The organism is Microbacterium sp., from assembly GCF_044340635.1.
Classification (GTDB): Bacteria; Actinomycetota; Actinomycetes; order Actinomycetales; family Microbacteriaceae; genus Microbacterium.
The window spans coordinates 19795-38323 of sequence record NZ_JBIITF010000008.1; the positions used below are offsets into that span (position 1 = coordinate 19795).

General features: G+C 66.6%; 16 protein-coding genes and 1 pseudogene. 8 read left to right on the top strand and 9 right to left on the bottom strand.

Annotation, left to right across the window (positions count from 1 at the left end):
* Position 1: 1 nt before the first annotated feature.
* The 9 genes and pseudogenes from ACIQ0W_RS08690 to ACIQ0W_RS08730 form a co-directional block, all read right to left on the bottom strand.
* Positions 2-1108: an MSMEG_0568 family radical SAM protein gene (locus ACIQ0W_RS08690; RefSeq protein WP_396642378.1), complete on the bottom strand. Its 1107-nt coding sequence runs from the start codon at positions 1106-1108 to the stop codon at positions 2-4.
* A gap of 639 nt (positions 1109-1747) precedes the next feature.
* Positions 1748-1978, bottom strand: a pseudogene (locus ACIQ0W_RS08695) (serine hydrolase); the annotation flags it as partial.
* A gap of 378 nt (positions 1979-2356) precedes the next feature.
* Positions 2357-2551: a hypothetical protein gene (locus tag ACIQ0W_RS08700; protein ID WP_396642379.1), complete on the bottom strand. Its 195-nt coding sequence runs from the start codon at positions 2549-2551 to the stop codon at positions 2357-2359.
* A 55-nt stretch (positions 2552-2606) separates the two neighbouring features.
* Positions 2607-3200 (bottom strand): cupin domain-containing protein, encoded by a 594-nt coding sequence (locus ACIQ0W_RS08705; RefSeq protein WP_396642498.1) that lies wholly within the window; start codon positions 3198-3200, stop codon positions 2607-2609.
* Between the two features lie 117 nt (positions 3201-3317).
* Positions 3318-4202 carry an ABC transporter permease gene (locus tag ACIQ0W_RS08710; RefSeq protein WP_396642381.1) on the bottom strand — a complete coding sequence of 295 codons (885 nt, stop codon included), beginning with the start codon at positions 4200-4202 and terminating at the stop codon, positions 3318-3320.
* Between the two features lie 134 nt (positions 4203-4336).
* On the bottom strand, positions 4337-5923 hold the full coding sequence (locus ACIQ0W_RS08715; RefSeq protein ID WP_396642382.1) for a sugar ABC transporter ATP-binding protein: 1587 nt from the start codon (positions 5921-5923) through the stop codon (positions 4337-4339).
* Positions 5920-7587, bottom strand: coding sequence for an amidohydrolase (locus tag ACIQ0W_RS08720; protein WP_396642383.1), 1668 nt, complete (start codon positions 7585-7587; stop codon positions 5920-5922). The genes ACIQ0W_RS08715 and ACIQ0W_RS08720 overlap by 4 nt, the downstream gene beginning before the upstream one ends.
* 10 nt (positions 7588-7597) lie before the next feature.
* Entirely contained in the window at positions 7598-8713 is a 1116-nt protein-coding gene (gene torT, locus ACIQ0W_RS08725) for a TMAO reductase system periplasmic protein TorT (protein ID WP_396642384.1), read from the bottom strand.
* Positions 8714-8841: 128 nt separating this feature from the next.
* Positions 8842-9987: an FAD-dependent oxidoreductase gene (locus ACIQ0W_RS08730; RefSeq protein ID WP_396642385.1), complete on the bottom strand. Its 1146-nt coding sequence runs from the start codon at positions 9985-9987 to the stop codon at positions 8842-8844.
* Between the two features lie 399 nt (positions 9988-10386).
* Here ACIQ0W_RS08730 and glnT point away from each other — a divergent pair, with 399 nt between their 5' ends.
* From glnT to ACIQ0W_RS08770, 8 genes are read left to right on the top strand one after another with little or no spacing between them, the layout of a single operon-like run.
* Complete coding sequence (gene glnT / locus ACIQ0W_RS08735; protein WP_396642386.1) at positions 10387-11778, top strand: type III glutamate--ammonia ligase; 1392 nt, start codon at positions 10387-10389, stop codon at positions 11776-11778.
* A gap of 28 nt (positions 11779-11806) precedes the next feature.
* Positions 11807-12733, top strand: a complete 927-nt coding sequence (locus ACIQ0W_RS08740) for a glutamine amidotransferase (RefSeq protein WP_396642387.1) — start codon at positions 11807-11809, stop codon at positions 12731-12733.
* Complete coding sequence (locus ACIQ0W_RS08745) at positions 12730-13440, top strand: protein glxC (protein WP_396642388.1); 711 nt, start codon at positions 12730-12732, stop codon at positions 13438-13440. Before ACIQ0W_RS08740 ends, ACIQ0W_RS08745 begins: the two co-directional genes overlap by 4 nt.
* A gap of 26 nt (positions 13441-13466) precedes the next feature.
* Positions 13467-14792: an FMN-binding glutamate synthase family protein gene (locus ACIQ0W_RS08750; protein ID WP_396642389.1), complete on the top strand. Its 1326-nt coding sequence runs from the start codon at positions 13467-13469 to the stop codon at positions 14790-14792.
* A 2-nt stretch (positions 14793-14794) separates the two neighbouring features.
* The gene (locus tag ACIQ0W_RS08755; RefSeq protein WP_396642390.1) at positions 14795-15256 is read left to right on the top strand and encodes a HutD family protein; all 462 of its coding nucleotides are present in this window, start codon (positions 14795-14797) and stop codon (positions 15254-15256) included.
* Positions 15257-15307: 51 nt separating this feature from the next.
* A complete protein-coding gene (locus ACIQ0W_RS08760; RefSeq protein ID WP_396642391.1) occupies positions 15308-16447 on the top strand; it encodes an FAD-dependent oxidoreductase in 1140 nt (379 codons plus the stop codon).
* The gene (locus ACIQ0W_RS08765; RefSeq protein ID WP_396642392.1) at positions 16444-17688 is read left to right on the top strand and encodes an allantoate amidohydrolase; all 1245 of its coding nucleotides are present in this window, start codon (positions 16444-16446) and stop codon (positions 17686-17688) included. The genes ACIQ0W_RS08760 and ACIQ0W_RS08765 overlap by 4 nt, the downstream gene beginning before the upstream one ends.
* A 10-nt stretch (positions 17689-17698) precedes the next feature.
* Positions 17699-18355 (top strand): helix-turn-helix domain-containing protein, encoded by a 657-nt coding sequence (locus tag ACIQ0W_RS08770; RefSeq protein ID WP_396642393.1) that lies wholly within the window; start codon positions 17699-17701, stop codon positions 18353-18355.
* The last annotated feature ends 174 nt before the right edge of the window (positions 18356-18529 follow it).

Below are 18529 nucleotides of genomic sequence, written 5' to 3' on the forward strand. Positions count from 1 at the left end.
CTCAGGCCCCGGCCGTCTTCAGCGCGCTGCACGCACCGCAGGCCACGCAGCCCGCCCGCTGATCCTCACCGCGCATGCCCGCCTCTTGCAGCAGAACCGCGACGCGACTCGTGACCGAGTTGAGCACGGATCGATGCGGCGCCGGAACCTTGTCGACATCCGTCGCCAGGGTTCCCTTCAGAGGACGGAAGGGGACGACGAACGGGTACACGCCCATGTCGATGAGCTCGCGAGCACCCTCGACGAGCTCGTCGGGGTCCTCCCCCATCCCGACCAGCAGATAGGTCGAGACCTGGTTGAAGCCGAACACGCGGACCGCCTCGCGCCACGCCGCGCGGTACTCGTCCATGCTCACACGCGACTTCCCCGGCATCCAGCGCCGGCGCACGTCCTCGTCCATCGACTCGACGTGGATGCCGATCGAACGGGCGCCCGCCTCGTAGAGATCCGTGATCGCCTGCAGATCCGCGGGGGGCTCGCACTGCACCTGGATCTCGAGGCCGGGCACCGCACGCTTGACGGCGCGGACGCAGCGCGCGAGGTGCTTGGCACCGCGGTCCCAGCCGTTGGACGTTCCCGTCGTCATGACCATGCTCGTGATGCCATCGAGCCGAACGGCCGCCTCGGCGACCTCGGCGAGCATGGCGGGCGTCTTGACGGCGACGGTGAGTCCCGCATCCAGCGACGCCTCGATGGCGCAGAACCGGCACCGCTCGCTCTCGTCGTACCGCACGCAGGTCTGCACGACGGTGGTCGCGAGCACGTTCTTGCCGTGGAGCTTGGCGATCTTCTCGTAGTTGATGCCGTCGGCCGTCTCGAGGTCGTAGAACGCGGGTCGGACCACCGGCGCGACATCGAACCCGAGATCGGCGCCGTCGAGGGTGAGCCGACCGCCGGACGTGACGACGTACGGGCTGGCCGGGTTGAGAGGGACGGCGGCACCCTCGCCGTTTATGATGAAGTGCCCGTCGTCGCTGGGCCCGGCTCCGCCCGTCCTGCGCACCGGCGCATCGCTTCGGACACCGAGCAACGCGATGTTGACCCGGGTCGAGACGTGGGTCGCTGTGTTGGTCGCGGTGGGTGTCTCAGCAGCCGATGCGGGAGTCATGACTCCAGTAGACGGACATCCTGTTTCGGTGTGGCTACGAACGGATAGCGCTCGTGTTTCCGCCCGAGAAGATTGCGTTTCGGGCGATTAACCACGGGCAGCGACGTGGTGGGCGCCGAGGCGATGGCTGGTTACACCGGCTCCGTCGTTCGGATAAGGCCACAGTGGACGCACGACCACACGACCAGAAATCGCTCGTCATCGAGGATCTCGAACGAGAGCGCGTCGCCGCAGGTCGGGCACACGCGCGGGTCGGGCCCATCCAGGTTCATTCCGCCAGGCTACGCGCGGAGCCACGACTACCTCCTGGGCGGGACCGAGCCGGGCGAGACGACGCACGCGAGCTCTCGGAACAGGTCGGTGGCCCGGTTCGTGTCGGCCCCGGTCTCGTCGAAGGCCGTCTCATCAAATGTGACGACGACCGTAGGGCGATGTCGTCCTCGGGTAGGTAGTCCTCCACGGCCGCCGTGCCATTGAACATGGGGTTCTGGAGGATCCAGTCGCCCATCATCACGACGCCGATTCCATACGTGTAGATCATCGGAGTGCGGAAAGCACGCCGGGCATCCGTCGATGAGCGTGGCGATGGCGCGGGTGTCGAGATTCATCTGCAGCTCGTGCATGGCGGGCGACAGGAGCTCACCCGTTCCGACCGCTCGCGCCGTCCGCACGAGGTCGTCGACGTTCGTGTATTGGATGGCGCCGCGCGTAATGGTCCACGAGGGGTGCCAGAAGGTCGAGCTCGAGCGGATCGAGCACGCGTTCTGGCAGCGCCTGCTCCATGAGCTGGCCCATGATTTTCTCCAGGGCGAGCCCGAGCAGAAGGTAATTCGTGTGGGAGTAGTTCCAATTCGTGCCGGGCTCATGGACGAGCGGCTTCGAGGTGGCTTATGGGGCGAACTCTTCGGGCACCACTGGCGAAAACGGTTCGCTTCCAGCTGCTCGATCAGCTCGGCATCCCACAGATAGTCGGCATAGCCCGACGTCATCTGAGCGAGCTGCCCCAGAGTGACGCCATCGGTGTCGGGTACGTCGGGCAGCCATGTCGGCCGCCTGTCGTTGAGCGAGATCGTCCCCTCCCCTCCTCAACGAGGAGAACGAGCAGAGTGGCCACATACGAGATCGCCACAGCTCCGTTGGGAGAGTGCATGTCGGTAGGAGCGGGCACTCCGGTCATCGACTCCCAAAGGCCTCCGAGATGAACGGCCGCCCGTCACGCGTAGCCTTCACGATCACTGCGCGAAGGCCTCACTCGTCCATCCGTTCGGTGATCTCTTCCCGGATGGCGTCGGCAACCGCGTCGTCTTCGGGTGAGCTGACATACGGCGGCGGCGCGGGCGATCCGTCGTCTGTCGCGGGCGATCCGTCGTCTGTCGCGGGCGATCCGAACGTGCACGCAGAGAGGGTCACAAGGGCTGCGACAAGAACACCCAGCGTGGACATCGAACGCGCTGAGCTCCGCAGGGACCAGGGTGGTATCGCACGATGCGACGCAAGGCTAGTGATGAGGCATGCTGGTCACCCATATGCATCGGCACGGCACGTTCCCCGTGTTTCGATACGAGTGCGGCGCCATCGGGTCAATCAGAACCGAGTCGCCATCATGCAATCGGATGACCTCCCCGGACGATTCCAGTTCAAGTTCCCCGCTGGTTACGACGACGAACTCCTCTGCACCGACGTGCGAGTACGGAGTGCCCGAATCGAAACCCGGCTCAATCGTGGACTGGATAACTTGCATGGTGGTCGCCGCGACGGGCGTCAGCAGCACGTCGGTGGACTGGCCCACTCGCTGAGCGAGGAGGGGCCGCTCCGCCGCACGGACGACGTTGCCGACTGTTCGGGTTTCGGTGCGGAAAATGGTGCCGAGGGATTCGCCGAGCGCGTCGGCGATCTTAAGGAGCGTCGAGACCGACGCGTTGGTCTGATTCCGCTCGGCCTGCGACAGGAAGCTCTCGGAGATGCCGGCCCGCTCGGCGACCTGACGCAGGGTCAACCCCTTGTCCTGTCGGAATGCGCGCAGACGCGTGCCGAGATCGGCATCTGCGGTGCGGCGCGGTCCGCGCCCGACACCTCGACCCGCCGACAGCATCGGGGCGATCAACCCGTGTGCGCCCTCACTCGATTGCCCCGTCAACGGCTGCCTTTCGAACGTCTCGACTCATGCGGCACTCTCAGCATACTGGCGCGCATCGCGCGCAGTTCGGGGTCATTTCCCCCACAGCCGAGTCCGAACCCGCTCGATGGCGACCGCGGCGACGAGAACCGCGCCAATGACGAGTTCTTGGACGTAACTCGACACGTGCAGGAGGTTCATGCCGTTGCTCAGAACACCCAGGAAGAGCACCCCGAGGATTACCAAGCCGAGCTTGCCCTCACCCCCGAAGAGGGAGGTGCCGCCCAGTACCGCCGCGGCAATGGAGAGCATGACGAACGAACTTCCCAGCGAGGCTTCGCCCGACGCCACGCGCGCGGTCAGGAGCACCCCGGCGAGAGAGGCCAGCACCGAGCAGACGACGAACGCCCCGATAGTAGTCGCGGTGACCGAGATGCCGGCAACGGACGCCGCGGAGGAGTTACCTCCCACGGCGTAGACATTGCGGCCGAACGCGGTCCGATCGAGCACGATGAAGACGAGCACGGCCACGACGGCTCCGATGAGCAACGGCACGGGGATACCGAAAAGGGACCCGGTGGCAAGCGTGGCCGTGAAGATGGGGGGTACGCCGCTGACAGGTGCGCCATTGGACAGAATCAGCGCGAGGCCGGTGAGGATCGACGTCGTGCCGAGCGTCACCATGAACGAGGGCACACCAACCACCGCGACGAAAAATCCATTGAACAGTCCCACCACGATGCCCACTGCGAGGCCGGTCGCGAGTCCGATCAGAACGGTCGACCCGCCGTCCGACGTGAGTTTCGAGGTCACGGTCGCGGTGACCACGCTCGTGGTGGCGATGGTCGCCCCCACCGACAGGTCGAGCTGGGCGGCCAGCAGAACCACCATCTGCCCTAGCGCCACCAGGAGCAGGAATACCGACTGGCGGGCGATGTTGAGCAAGTTCGCTGGTTCGAGGAATTGCGATGACAACATGCTAAAAGTGATCAGAAGAGCTACGAGCAGAAGCGGAAGCAGGCCGGACCTGAACAGAACGGCGAGTGCACCCTTCGCGCGGGTTCGACCCGATGAGCCCGTTGTCTCGGGCTGAGGTGCCAAGGTAGTCGATGTCATGGAATTGTCCTTCCGAAAGCGGAAACGTCGGGATGCCCGTCCGTCGTCTGGGCGTGCGGACTGCCGAAGAAGTGGGACACGAGCGCGTCCTCCGAGGCGTCGGCACGGTCGACCTCACCGACGAGACGGCCCTCGTGCATGACGTATGTGCGGTCGCACATGCCGATCACCTCGCCGAGGTCAGAGGAGATAAGGACGACCGCCTTTCCCTCGCTCGCCAGCCGATCGAGCATCCGGTACACATCGACCTTTGCGCCGACGTCGATACCGACGGTCGGGTCATCGAAGATGTGCACCGAACACTCGTGGTGGAGCCCTCGAGCGAGCACGGCTTTTTGTTGATTCCCGCCCGAGAGCAACTCGACTCGGCGGTGGACTCCCGCCGGACGAATGGCAAGCGCTCCGACGATCGCCGCTGCCGACCGTGCCTCGGCTCGACGCTTGATGAAACCGAACCGGACCAGACCTCCGCCGCGCAAGGACCCCAAGCTGAGATTCTCGAGTAGCGGCCTGACGAGAACGAGGCCGTCGCGTTTCCGGTCGGACGGGTAGTACATCACTCCCGCCGCAATTGCATCCTTGGGCCGACGCGCGCGGTAGGGCCTACCGTCGACAGCGATGTTCCCCCGCGTGCGTTTCTCGAGCCCGAAGGTCACGAGCCCCACCGAAGACTTGCCCGACCCGAGCAGGCCCGCGACACCGACGATCTCGCCGGCCCGCACGTCGAGGTCGACGGAGTCGAGCGCTACGGAGCAGACCCCGTCGAACGACAGCATCGAGCCGCCGACTTCACGTGCGGAATGTGGGAACAGCTGCTCCACCGGGCGGCCGGTCATATGCTCAACGAGACTCTCATGATCAAGCTGCGCGTCTGCGGTGGTTATGAACCGACCGTCTCGGAGGATCGTCACCCGGTCCCCGATGGCGGCGATCTCGTGCATGCGGTGGGTGATGTAGATGACGCCAAGCCCCTTGGACCGCAGTCCGCGCACGATGTCAAGCAGGTTGTCGGTTTCGAGCGTTCCGAGCGAGGAGGTGGGCTCGTCGAGGATGAGGATGCGCGCATCACCGAGGAGCGCTTTCGCGATCTCGACCAGCTGCTGCGAGGCGCGGGGCAACGATCCGACCAGAGCGTCGAGGGGGATGTCGGCGTCGATCCGGTCGAGCGCATCGTGAGCCATCGCCTTCATCCGCTTCTTGCTGACGAAGCCCGCGCGGCGAGGCAGCCGGCCGAGGAGCAGGTTCTCTGCGACCGTGAGGGTCGGAACGAGGCTCAGCTCCTGGAACACCGTGCGGATACCCGCCTTGCGTGCCTCTCCGGCAGAGCGGAACTGCACCTCTTCACCGTCGAGGATCATCCGCCCCGAGGACGCCCCTTGCACCCCGGCCAGGATCTTGATGAGGGTGGATTTGCCGGCACCGTTCTCGCCAAGGAGGACATGCACCTCCCCCGCCTTCAGGTCGAGTGTCACGTCGTCGAGTGCGACGACACCGGGAAACCGACGGCCGACGCGTTCGACCACGAGGAGAACTGGACCCGCCGTCGGCGTGCCATGAAGACCTTGCTCCGTCGCCGTCGTCATGACTGCGCTCCTTCTGCATCGCCCGAGAACACTCGGTCGCCCTCGACGATGACCCGCTCGACGGCGATGTTCGGCAGATCGTCGACCTCGACCGCCCGCGGATCGCGGTCGAGCACCACGATGTCAGCGAGCTTCCCCACCTCGATCGAGCCGATGCGGTCGTCCATGCCGAGCGCCCTTGCCCCTTCGATCGTGTACAGCCGGAGTGCCTGGGCCACGGAGATCGACTCCTCCGGTTCGATGTGGAGGTTCCAGTAGCTGCGGCGGGCCACCGCGCACCAGATGTTGAACAGCGGGTTCGATCCGCCCTCCTCCGCACCGAGCGCGACGTCGGAGGTGAACACCGGCGTCACTCCCTCTTCGAGGACGGTCTTCGTTGCCATGCGGCCGGAGGTGCCGGGTGTTCCGAGAAGGAGCGGCACGAAGTCGCCGATGAAGTTGTAGAGGAACCCGGGCTGCATGACGGGGATCACGTTGGCCTCGCGCCATGCGGCCACGTCGGTCCGCGCGCCCATCACATTTCCGAGATGCTCTACCCGCACTGGCGGGTTCTCGAGTGCGCCACCGGCGCCCATCACACCGGCGAGGATCTCATCCTGCGCGCGGGTGCCGTTTCCGTGAACAGCCAACCGCACCCCTTGTTCGCGCGTCGCCCGCACCGCTTCGGCAACACGTGCGCGCGTGAGGTTGAGCTGGCCGGCATAGCCGCGTCGCGGAGCGTGTTCTGCCACATACGCCTGCCGGGTGGCGGCGTTTCGCGACGAATAACCGCCGTCGGCGAACATCTTGACGCCCGCGAAGTGGAACCGGTCGCGCCCGGCGGTGCTCGAAAAATCGGCGGCCCAGCGACTCGCCTCTTGAAGGGGCAGGAAAGAGGGTGCAAGGGCGTAGGCCGCGATCCGCCCGGCGATCTCGCCGCGACTCAGGAGTCCGTCGAGCACGCCGACGCTCTGGTGCGACTCCGCCATCTCCCCGATCGTCGTCACCCCGTACCGGGTGAAGAGCTCGCCGAAACCCACTCGGAGATGGGTCTCATGTTCCGAAGGATCGGGTTCGGAAATCGGCAGCAAGCGGTCGATCTCGCTGACCACGCCGCTCGGGTGTCCGTCTGCGCCGATCCCTATGACCGGCGCCCCCCACAGACCGGCAGCACCGGAGAGGAATCGCTCCGCTTCGGCAAGCTCGAGCGCGGGCGTGTTGAGCACCGAGGTGTGGCCGCCGCAGTGCACGACGATGGGCACCCGAGTGCTGACGCTGTCGAGTTCGTCCCGTCGCGGGAGGCGATGTTCGGCGAGCTTCTGGTCGAAGAAAAGATTGCCGTAACCGATCAGCCATCCGCCGGAGGTGCGTCCCGCCGCCAGACCCTCGGAGAGCCTCTCCAGCAGCTCCGGGATGGTGCGGATGCCGGGGACGCGGCAGTCGATACCGCGCCCCCGGCCGGTCGCAATGCCCTCGAAGTGCACATGGGCGTCGACGAACCCGGGCATGAGCACATGCCCCGCGGGCAGCCGCTCGGTGGGCAATCCGGCGGCCTCGGCCGTCGCGAGGACATCGTCGCCGCCGACCGCGGCGATACGCCCGTCGGTGATGATCACCGCCTTCGCGTCGACGGATCCCGCCATGGTGATGGTGCGGCCCACCAGCGCGTAGCTACCCGAGGTCATGTGGACGCTCCTATTCCGCGTCCGTGTCGACCCGCGATTTCGGGGTCCAGCCGTCAATCGCGAAGCTGGTCGTCGTGTCGAACTCGGCCACGTTGTCGGCGTCACCCGCCGCCGGTCCGCACACCAGGAGCGGTTGCGGTCCGACGCGCTCGGCGTCTTCGGCGATCGGTGTGCCCTCCAGGAGGCCCACCGCAACGTCGACGGCGATGCGCGCGGTCATCACGGGCTGCTCGGTGGGCGCACAGGTCGCCGTCCCCGCCGTAATCAGGTCGAGCGTGCTCGGGATGACGTAGGTGCCGTACAGCGCGACCGAGTCGGTGAGCCCACGCTCGGCGAGCACTGTCGCAGCTACGTCAAGAGTCACGGCAGTTCCCACGATTGCTTCGATGTCGGGGTTTGCGGCCAGGGTGTCCTCGACTAACTGCAGCTGCACTTCCCGTCCGGTGTCGCCGTACTTGACGTCGACGATTTCCACGTCGCTTCCGCTGACGGCATCCTGCACCCCGAGAAGCGAACGCTCGGCCCAGCCGGCTCCGGCCGGACCGGGCAGCACGCTGACTTTCAGCGATTCACCGCTGTCTGCCAGATACTCGCCGATCGTGCGACCCATGTCGTAGTAGTCCACGATGGCGTGCGCCGAGACATCCGGGGTAGTGACGCCGTTGGCGATGTCGAGGACGACCACGCCGGCCGCCTCGGCGGCTTCGATCGCGGGGTTCAAGGCGTCTGCGCTGACGGCGCCGACCAGGATCGCGTCGGCGCCCTGGGTGATGCAATCCTCGATCTGCGTGACCTGTTCGCTGACGTTCTCGTATCCTCCGACATCCGTCAGGGTGATCGAGACCCCTAGGCGCTCGGCTTCTACAGCCTGACCGTAGTTGTAGGCGACCCACAACGGATCTTTGAGATGGGGCACCGTGCTGCAGAGCTCCCACGGCTCGGTGACGTCGTCGGGCGACAGCGACTCGTAGGTGCCTTCGATCCCGGGGCCGATGCACCCCTCAGGATCGACCTCGGCCGATTCGCAGTCGATGAACGTCGCGGCCACGCTAAATCCGTCGAGAGCTTCTGTCTCGCCCCCGGGTTCGGTCGTGCCCGAACAAGCGGTCAGGGATATGAGAGCCACTGCCGTAGCTGTCACGGCAAAGAACTTCACCTTCATTGTGGAACCTCCGGTTGTGAGATGTATGGAGCGTCGAGGTGGTGCAGTGGTGGTGCGGTAGGGCAGTGGTGCGATGGGGAATGAGGCCGTCGTCAAGCCGACGATCTCGTCGTCGCGTACTCGGGAAAGTAGGTCGCGGCGAAGTTGATGCGACGCTGCACGGGCTTAAAGCTCCCGAGGCCACGGACGAGCACCGACCGGGCGCCGAGCGCCCAATCGGGCCATTTGGTGCCGATACGGCCGTACAGCCGGGAGAACCGCTGCACGTCGTCGGCGATCGGACGTTCGGTGAGCTCCCAAGCCGTGAGTGCCTCGGAAAGCGAGTCGTGGGCTTCGATCGAACGGGAGAGGGCGACCGCGTTGGTCAACGACACGCACGCGGCCTGGCCGAGGTTCGGAGACATGCCGTGGGCGGCGTCGCCGAGGATCGCCGCGCGGCCCCGATGCCACGCCGTCGTGCGGATGTCGCGGAACTTCACCCACCGACCGTCGCTCACGGCGGGGATGCGCCGCAGCTGCGACTCGAATTCGGGGAAGCTCTCGATCCAGGTTTCGGGGGTGAAAGGCACCTGATCGACCCCCCGCTCGTCATCGGCGCGACAGCACAGGAAGATATAGGTGAAGTCAGCCGAGACCGGCACGATGCCGATACGACGGCCGCCGTTCCATTGCTCGATGACTTCTCCGACGGGGTCGTCGGAGTTCCGCGGAATCATGTACCGGCCGCCGCCGTCGCCGAGGTCCACCGATTCGCGGAGTAGCCCGAGCGAGTCGCGCACGCGGGATCCAATGCCGTCGGCACCGATGACGAGGTCGGCCTCGAGGGTTTCCCCGGATTCGAGCTGGAGGACACCGTCTGTGGCCCCGGCGACCGGCGATCCGGTCACCAATTCGGCGCCGGCCTCGCGCGCGGCATCCACGAGACACGCGTGCAGATGCTGCCGACCCATCGTGAACAGGCGACCGTGGCGAAGCCACTCCCGCTGCAGGATGCGCCCCTTGTGGTCGCGCAGGACCGGGGACGACACCGCCTCGGCATTTGCGACCGCCGCCGAGTAGGCTCCCACCGCCTCTAGCGCACGCAGACCGTTTTCCCACATATAGATGCCGGCCCCGATCTCGCGCAGTTCAGTGCCGCGCTCGTGCACTCGGACGCTCCAGCCGAGGCGGCCAAGGGCAGCAGCGGCGGTGAGCCCAGCGAGGCCTGCCCCTGCGATTTCGGCGTGCTGTTTACTCACTCGACAATCTCCTTCAGACCGTGTGTTCTCCGGAATGGACTCCGGGCTTCATAAGGACTTCACAAAAACTTCGATATAGGTTCAGAAGTCGAGCAAAGTGCATCCCTTCGATTGTGCAGGTGGGTATCCCGTCGAGTGTTTCATACGAGTAAACGCTGACTAACGAAAGTTAACAGCTCATTTCGCGAGTCGATCCCCGCTCGCCGTGCGATGCCGGCATGCCCATGGACGGCGCCCGCGACGAGGTTGCACCGAAACCGCGCCCGTACGCAGGGATATACGCCTCCTACGCTCATCTGCTTTGACCCACCGTCGATTCACGATGATGAATGTTCTGCAACACGATTGCATCGTGGTAACCTCACTTCGTCCCTAGACAGAGAAGGTCAACCGACTCCTATGACACAAGTCGACGAGGTCACCGCCTCCCCCGCAAGCACCACCACCACCACCACCGCAACCGCCGCCGCAACCGCGCAGCCGACGCTGCGCACCCTCGCCGAGGCCGATAATGTGCAGTTCATCCTGGCCCTGTTCGTCGACATGAACGGCAAGCCGTGCGCGAAGTTGGTCCCGCTCTCTGCCGTCGAAGAACTCGAGAGCGGAGCATTGGGTTTCGCCGGGTTCGCGGCTGGCGCGATCGGGCAGCAACCCCAGGACCCCGACCTGATCGCGATGCCCGACCTTGATTCCTACACGCCGGTGCCATTCATCCGCGAAGGCCTCGCGATCGTGCACTGCGATCCTCATGTCAACGGACAGGCATGGCCATACGCACCCCGGGTGATCCTCAAGCGACTCCTCGCCCAGTACGCCGAGCGCGGCCTCACGCCAAAGGTGGGGGCCGAGGTGGAGTACTTTCTGGTGCAACGCGACGGACCCGGCGAGATCAGCACCGCCGACAAGCGGGACGACGGGATGCGGCCCTGCTACGACGCCCGCGGCGTCACACGCATGTACGAGCACCTCACGGCAGTCAGTAACGCAATGAACGCCCTCGGCTGGGGCAACTATGCCAACGACCACGAAGACGGCGCAGGCCAGTTCGAGCAGAACTTCGACTACGCCGATGCCCTCATCACGGCCGATCGCGTCGTCACGCTTCGCTACATCGTCAGCATGCTGGCGGAAGAGCGAAACATGACCGCCACGTTCATGCCCAAGCCTTTTTCTGACCGCGCCGGCAACGGCCTGCACCTGCATCTTTCTCTCTGGGAGGGCGAGAGTCCCGCGTTCCCGTCGGACGACGACACCCGCTCGCTGGGCATCAGCTCGCTTGCCTACTCGTTCGTGGCCGGCGTGCTCGATCACGCCGCGGGTTTGTCGGCCTTCCTCGCACCGTCTGTCAACTCGTACAAGCGCCGAGGAGCGCGCACCACTTCGTCGGGCGCAACGTGGTCACCGACCAAGGCAACCTACGGTGGCAACGACCGGACCCACTTCATCCGTGTGCCCGATGACAAGCGCATCGAGCTTCGAGGTGGTGATGGTTCGGCAAACCCCTACCTCGCCGTCGCGGCGACTCTCGCCGCCGGTCTGCATGGCATCGACAACGCTGCCGACCCGGGCGACCCGTGCGGCCCCGGCGAGTCTCGGGACGGCGCGGTGAGTCTGCCCGCCACACTCCTGCACGCGGTGGAGGCTCTGCGCCGCGACCAGGTGCTGCTTGACGCCTTCGGCACCGACCATCCGGTCGTCGAGTACTTCGCACAGATCAAGGAAGAGGAATTCCTCACTTGGCACAACGAGGTCAGTGACTGGGAGATCCGCTCGTACCTGACCGCCTACTGACGACACCCGACCTTCAAGGAGAAGAACTATGTGCGGCATTGCAGCACTCCAGCTGAGGAACAGCGCGCTCGAGCCGCGCCTCGGCGAACTGATGGGCACGATGCTCTGCGAGATCGTCGACCGTGGCACCGACTCGGCCGGCATGGCTCTTTACGGCGACCCGGAGCTGACCTCTCCCGGCGGGACGACCGTGACGGTTCTCGATGCGGCCATCACCGGGGACGCGCTCGTCGAGGCGCTCTCCAAGCGGCTCCCGGACTCCGCGCTCCCCGCAACCCAGACCCTCGGCGAAACGACGGTCATCCGTGCGACCACTGATTCCGCGACCCTCGAGGCCGCGATCGCCTGGGTGCTCCCCGGAGCGGCGATCGCCGGCCGCGGGGCGCACGTGGCGGTTTTGAAGGGCACCGGCCACCCACTAGAACTGGCCGAGCAGTACGCGCTCGCAGGGCGTAGCGGCACGCAGGGAGTCTCCCACACGCGCATGGCCACCGAGTCGGCGGTCACCGCGACGGGCTCGCACCCCTTCACTGTGTCGGATGACCTGTGCCTCGTTCACAACGGCTCGTTCAGCAACCACGCCTCGATCCGGCGACAGCTGCGAAAAAAGGGTGTCGAGTTCGATAGCGAGAACGACTCCGAGGTTGCCGCCCGCTATATTTCTTGGCGCATGCGCGAAGGAGACACTCTCACGGATGCGCTGCATGCGCTCGCCGAGGTCTTCGACGGCTTCTACACTCTCGTGGTGACAACGGCCGACAGCATGGCCGTGGTGCGGGACCCCATCTCGTGCAAGCCGGCGATCATCGCCGAGACCGATGACTGGGTCGCCATGGCGAGCGAGTACCGGGCTCTCGCCGGGCTGCCCGGTGTGGAGAACGCGCGGATCTTCGAACCCGAACCCGGGCGCGTCTACATCTGGACCGCCCCCGTACGAGAGCTGGTGAGCGCATGAGCACGACCACTCGCACCGCAGACCAGGCCAGCGACCTGATCTCGATCGACCTCGCCCACGGCGTACGGGCGCTGAACGCGCGGCTGCACGAGGCGACTGGCGGTGAGGCGTTCACTGTTGCGAATCCCGCGGGACAGCACAACATCGCCGTCGGCATCGACACGGCCGTCGACGTCACCGTCGAAGGTCACGTCGGGTATTACTGCGCGGGCATGCACCAGCGCGGAACGGTCACGGTGCACGGCAACGCCGGAACGGGACTGGCCGAAAACATCATGTCGGGCACGGTGCACGTCACGGGCGACGCCTCGCAGTCCGCCGCCGCTACCGGCCACGGGGGGCTCGTCGTCATCGACGGCAATACCGGTGCTCGGTGCGGCATTTCCATGAAAGGCGTCGACATCGTCGTGGGCGGCGACATCGGCCACATGTCAGCTTTCATGGCACAAGCCGGCACCCTCGTGGTGTGCGGCGACGCCGGCGAAGCGCTCGGCGACTCGATCTACGAGGCCCGTATCTACGTCAAGGGCACGGTCGCCTCGCTCGGCGCGGACTGCATCGAGAAGCCGATGAAGAGGGAGCACCTCGAGCAGCTGCGCGAGCTGCTCGATCGCGCGGGCCGGAACGACGACCCCGCCGATTTCACCCGGTATGGGTCGGCCCGCACGCTCTACCATTTCCAGGCCGAGAACTCGTCCAGCTACTGACCTCGCCGACCAACCAGAGGAACACCGTGAACAGCAACACCGCCGCCCTCGGCCTGCGTGAATCCGCCACGTTCGACCGTGCCACGATCGCCGACATCCAGCGCTCGGCGCAGACGGGCGTCTACGACATCCGGGGCTGGGGCGCCAAGCGCGCCCTCCCCCACTTCGACGACCTGCTCTTCCTCGGCGCCAGCATGTCGCGCTACCCCCTCGAGGGGTACCGCGAGAAGTGCGGAACTGATGTGGTGCTGGGTTCTCGTAACGCGCTCGAGCCGCTGCACCTGGACATCCCGGTGACGATCGCCGGCATGAGCTTCGGCGCCCTCTCGGCCAATGCCAAAGAGGCGCTCGGCCGTGGCGCGAGCGCCGTGGGAACCTCGACAACGACCGGCGATGGCGGGATGACGCCGGAGGAACGTGGGCAGTCGAAGAATCTTGTGTACCAGTACCTGCCCTCGCGTTATGGCATGAACCCGGACGACCTCCGTAAAGCCGATGCGATCGAGATCGTGCTGGGCCAGGGAGCAAAACCCGGCGGCGGAGGAATGCTGCTCGGGCAGAAGATCACTGAGCGCGTCGCCGGCATGCGCACCCTACCAGTGGGCATCGACCAGCGCTCGGCGAGCCGCCACCCCGACTGGACCGGACCGGACGACCTCGCCATCAAGATCGCCGAGCTGCGCGAGATCACCGACTGGCGCAAGCCCATCTATGTCAAGATCGGCGCCTCGCGACCCTTTTACGACACCGCGCTCGCGGTCAAGGCCGGTGCCGACGTGATTGTGCTCGACGGCATGCAGGGCGGCACCGCCGCCACGCAACAGGTCTTCATCGAGCACGTTGGCATCCCCACCCTCGCGGCCATCCCGCCCGCTGTCGCGGCGCTGCAAGAGATGGGCGTGCATCGCGATGGCGTGCAACTCATCGTCTCGGGCGGCATCCGCTCTGGCGCCGACGTCGCGAAAGCCATCGCCCTCGGCGCGGATGCGGTCGCCATCGGCACGGCGGCGCTCATCGCGCTGGGTGACAATCATCCGCGCTACGCGCCCGAGTACGAGGCGATGGGTTCGGCGGCGGGCTTCTACGACGATTTCCAGGACGGGCGTGACCCGGCCGGGATCAGCACTCAAGATCCCGAGCTTTCGGCACGGTTGGACCCTGTTGAAGGTGGTCGGCGCATCGCGAATTACTTGCGGGTACTTACCCTCGAAGCCCAGACCATCGCGCGCGCGTGCGGCAAGTCCCACCTGCGCAATCTCGAGCCCGAGGATCTCGTCGCCCTGACCGTGGAATCCGCGGCCATGGCGCGCGTGCCGCTCGCCGGCACGTCGTGGATCCCCGGCTCGTCCTGAGCGTGAGGACCGTCTCGCTCGACGAGCTGCGCCTACTGCCCGCCGAGCCATGGGCCAACGGTCTCGGCTCGACGCGGGTGGTCACCGCGGCGGTGAACCCCGGCGACGGAACATTCGACTGGCGGCTGAGTCTGGCCGAGATCGACCTTCCTGCCGACTTCTCGCCGTTTCCGGGCGTCAACCGCCACCTGCTCCTCGTCGAGGGCGACCGGCTCGAGATCGAGATCGACGGGCAGGTCATCCGAGCGGCGCCCGAGGTCGCGATCGCGTTCCGGGGCGAGCAGGCCACCCGTGCCGTCACAGTGACGGGCGCCGTGCGGGTGCTCAACTTGATGACCCGACGGCGCTCCGGTCCCTCACGTAGCTCGCTCGAGATCGAACACGAGTCACCGACCGACCCGGACTCGGTGGTCGCCGCGGTCCGCCTGAGTGAGCACCGGGTCGCCGTAGCCCGCGTGGTCTGAGACCGCCCGCACCCGAAACCCGCTTCCGCCTCTCGATCAGAAAGATCCCGCATGAAGCCCTCCTCCTTCCTCGTCATCGGCGCCGGCCTCGCGGGCGCCGCGACCGCCTGGCGCCTGGCGCAACGCGGACACGACGTGACCGTGCTGGAGCGCTCGGAGCCAGCCAACGAGATGAGCAGCTCGCACGGCTCGGCCCGCATATTCCGCTACGCCTATGCCGACCCGTTCTACGTGGGTTTGGTGAAACGGACACGACCGGGATGGGATGAACTCGAGCGGGCGGCCGCGCAAACGCTGATCTCGAGCGGGGGCTGCGTCGACTTCGGCGCGCTCCGCGATCCGGTCGGGCTGGCCGGGGTCCTCGAAGCGCAGGGCGTCGAGCATCAGCTGCTGTCGTCGACGGAGGCGGCGGCGCGCTGGCCGGGCATCGCCTTCGACTCCCCGGTGCTCTGGCACGAGGCGGCCGGCGTGATCGACGCCGAGAGCAGCGTGCACGCCATGCTCGCCCAGGCCGTCGCGCACGGCGCGCGGGTGCGGAGCGATTGGACCGTGGCGCGGGTCGAAAAGACCGCGCACGGGTATCGCGCGCGCTCCACCTCGGGCGACACGGTCGAAGCGGAGCGGGTCGTCGTCGCGGCCGGCGGGTGGCTACCCGATTTACTCAGCGAGATCGATCTACCGCAAGCATTTCTCGAGGCGCTACCGACGTTCACCGTGCGCCAAGAGCAGGCCTACCATTTTCCCTACGCCGACTCGGATGCCGCGGGCTCATGGCCGACGCTGATCTCCAAGTCGGACCAGATCCAGGTGTACGGGCTACCGGGCGGGCGAGACGCCGACTTCCGCGGGCAGAAGATCGCCGAATACAACGGCGGCCGGGCGATGCCCTCGGCGGCGCACCAGGACGGGCGTATCGATCCACGCAATCGGGAGCGGGTAGTCGCGTATGTGAAGGAGTTCCTGCCCGGGCTCGTGCCCGAGCCCTACGCCGAAACGACTTGCCTGTTCACGAATACCCCGCACGAGGACTTCGTGATCGACGGCGTCGACGGTATCACCATCGTCTCCCCCTGCTCCGGGCACGGTGCCAAGTTCGCGCCGCTGGTCGGAGAGTTCGCGGCAGACCTGGCGACGGGCGAGGGCGGCGTTCCCGATCGCTTCCTCGTGGCCGCGTCGGGAGTGGCGGCATGACCGGGCTCCTCGGGGCCGGGCCGGCCGACACGGTCATGGGCCTCCTGGGCGCGATCAACTCCGTGGGCCGCGACCCGAGACGGGGCGGCTATAGCCGTCCCGTCTTCGACCCCTCCGAACGAGAGCTACGGGAGTGGTTCGTCGCCGAGGCCACCAAGCGCGGGCTCGATGTGACCACCGACCGCAACGGCATCATCTGGGCATGGTGGGCGCCGGCATCCGGTTCGTTCGAGGACGCGGTCGTGACCGGCAGCCACCTCGATTCCGTGCCCGGCGGTGGCGAATTCGACGGGCCGCTGGGAGTCGCCTCCGCGCTTGTCGCCGTCGATCTGCTGCGAGCACGCGGCGTCGAACCGCGCCGCGCCCTGGGAGTGGTCGTCTTTCCGGAGGAGGAAGGGTCACGGTTCGGTGTGGCGTGTCTCGGATCACGACTACTCTCGGGCGCAATTGATCCCGCTCGCGCCCTCAGCCTGAAAGACAGAGACGGCAACACGTTCGCCGAGGTCGCCGCTGCGAGCGGATTCGATCCGGGCGGCTTTGGGCACGACCCCGCGTCCGTCGCGCGCGTCGGGCGGTTCGTCGAGCTACACGTCGAGCAGGGCCGCGGTCTGGTGGATCTCGACCGACCGGTGGCGATCGGGTCCTCGATCCTCGGCCACGGCCGCTGGCGACTGAGCGTCTCGGGCGAGGGCAACCACGCCGGTACGACGCTGATGTCGGACCGTCGCGACCCGATGGTCGCCGCAAGCCGGATCATCGTCGACGTGCGCGCCCAGGCGCGTGGCCAGCTCGACGCCCGCGCGACCGTCGGGCGAATCGAGGCCGTGCCGGGTGGCAGCAACGTCATCGCCTCAAGGGTCGACCTCTGGCTCGACGTGCGGCATCCCGATGATGCGGTGACCCTGGGGCTGGTCGAGAGTATCCGGGCCCGGGCCATGGCTCTCGCCGCGGGCGAGGGATGCACAGTCACCGTGGTCGAGGAGTCCTTCAGCGCCACGGCGGACTTCGACGGCGCTCTGCGCGACTGGCTCGGCGAGGTGCTGCCCGACGCGCCCGTCCTCGCCACAGGGGCAGGACACGATGCGGGTGTACTGGCGGCCTCGGTGCCGACCGCGATGCTGTTTGTGCGCAATCCGTCTGGGATCTCGCACTCGCCCGAGGAGTACGTCGAGGGGTGGGATGCTGAGGCGGGTGCGGAGGACCTCGCGACCATCCTCGAGCGCCTGCTGATGCAAACATAGGATGGTGAACATGCTGTCGAACCCCAAGCGTGGCGAGGCCTCAGGCCCCGAGGACGCGGGGGCCGACGAGCAGGGCGCCACCCCGGAACACGGCGGCGCCGAGAACCTCGAGCGAGTAATCGGCCAGCGCCTGCGCGAGTACCGCACCGCGGCGTCCATGACCGCCGCTGATCTCGCTGGCCTGACCGGCCTGTCGCGAGCCATGATCTCTCGCATCGAGAGCGCCACGACATCCTGCAGCCTCACCACGCTCCAGAAACTCGCCGACGGGCTGAATATCCCGGTCACGGCCCTGTTCCGCGGTGTTGATACAGACCGCGAGGCGATTTACACCCCTAGCGGTCACGGAGCGATCACCGTCCGCACCGGTACTACGCATGGGCACGAGTACGCGTCTCTCGGTCACCTCCGCAGCAGCGCCGGCCCAGCCCTCGAACCCACCCTCGTCACGCTCAACGAGGCATCGATGGTATTCCCCCTGTTCCAACACCCCGGCCCCGAGTTCCTGTACATGCTCGAAGGTCTGATGATCTACGGCCACGGTGCCTACGAATACCGTCTCGCACCCGGGGACTCGCTCCTCATCGACGGCGAGGGGCCCCACGGACCACTGAAGCTCCTGGAACTTCCCATCCGTTTTCTCGCCGTCAGCCAGGACTACTCCTGACCGTCAAACTTCCGAGCGGGTACGCGGCCCGCACGTCCCCGTCCGCGATCGTCGCCTAGGGCAGGGAGTTCAGTTCAGTCCAGCTGAAGTTCACACCGGGTCTCGCATACGCGATCGATGCAAACTGCCGCGTCGACGGGGCGAGGCGACTCAGAGCGCAAGGGCCGGGCGAAG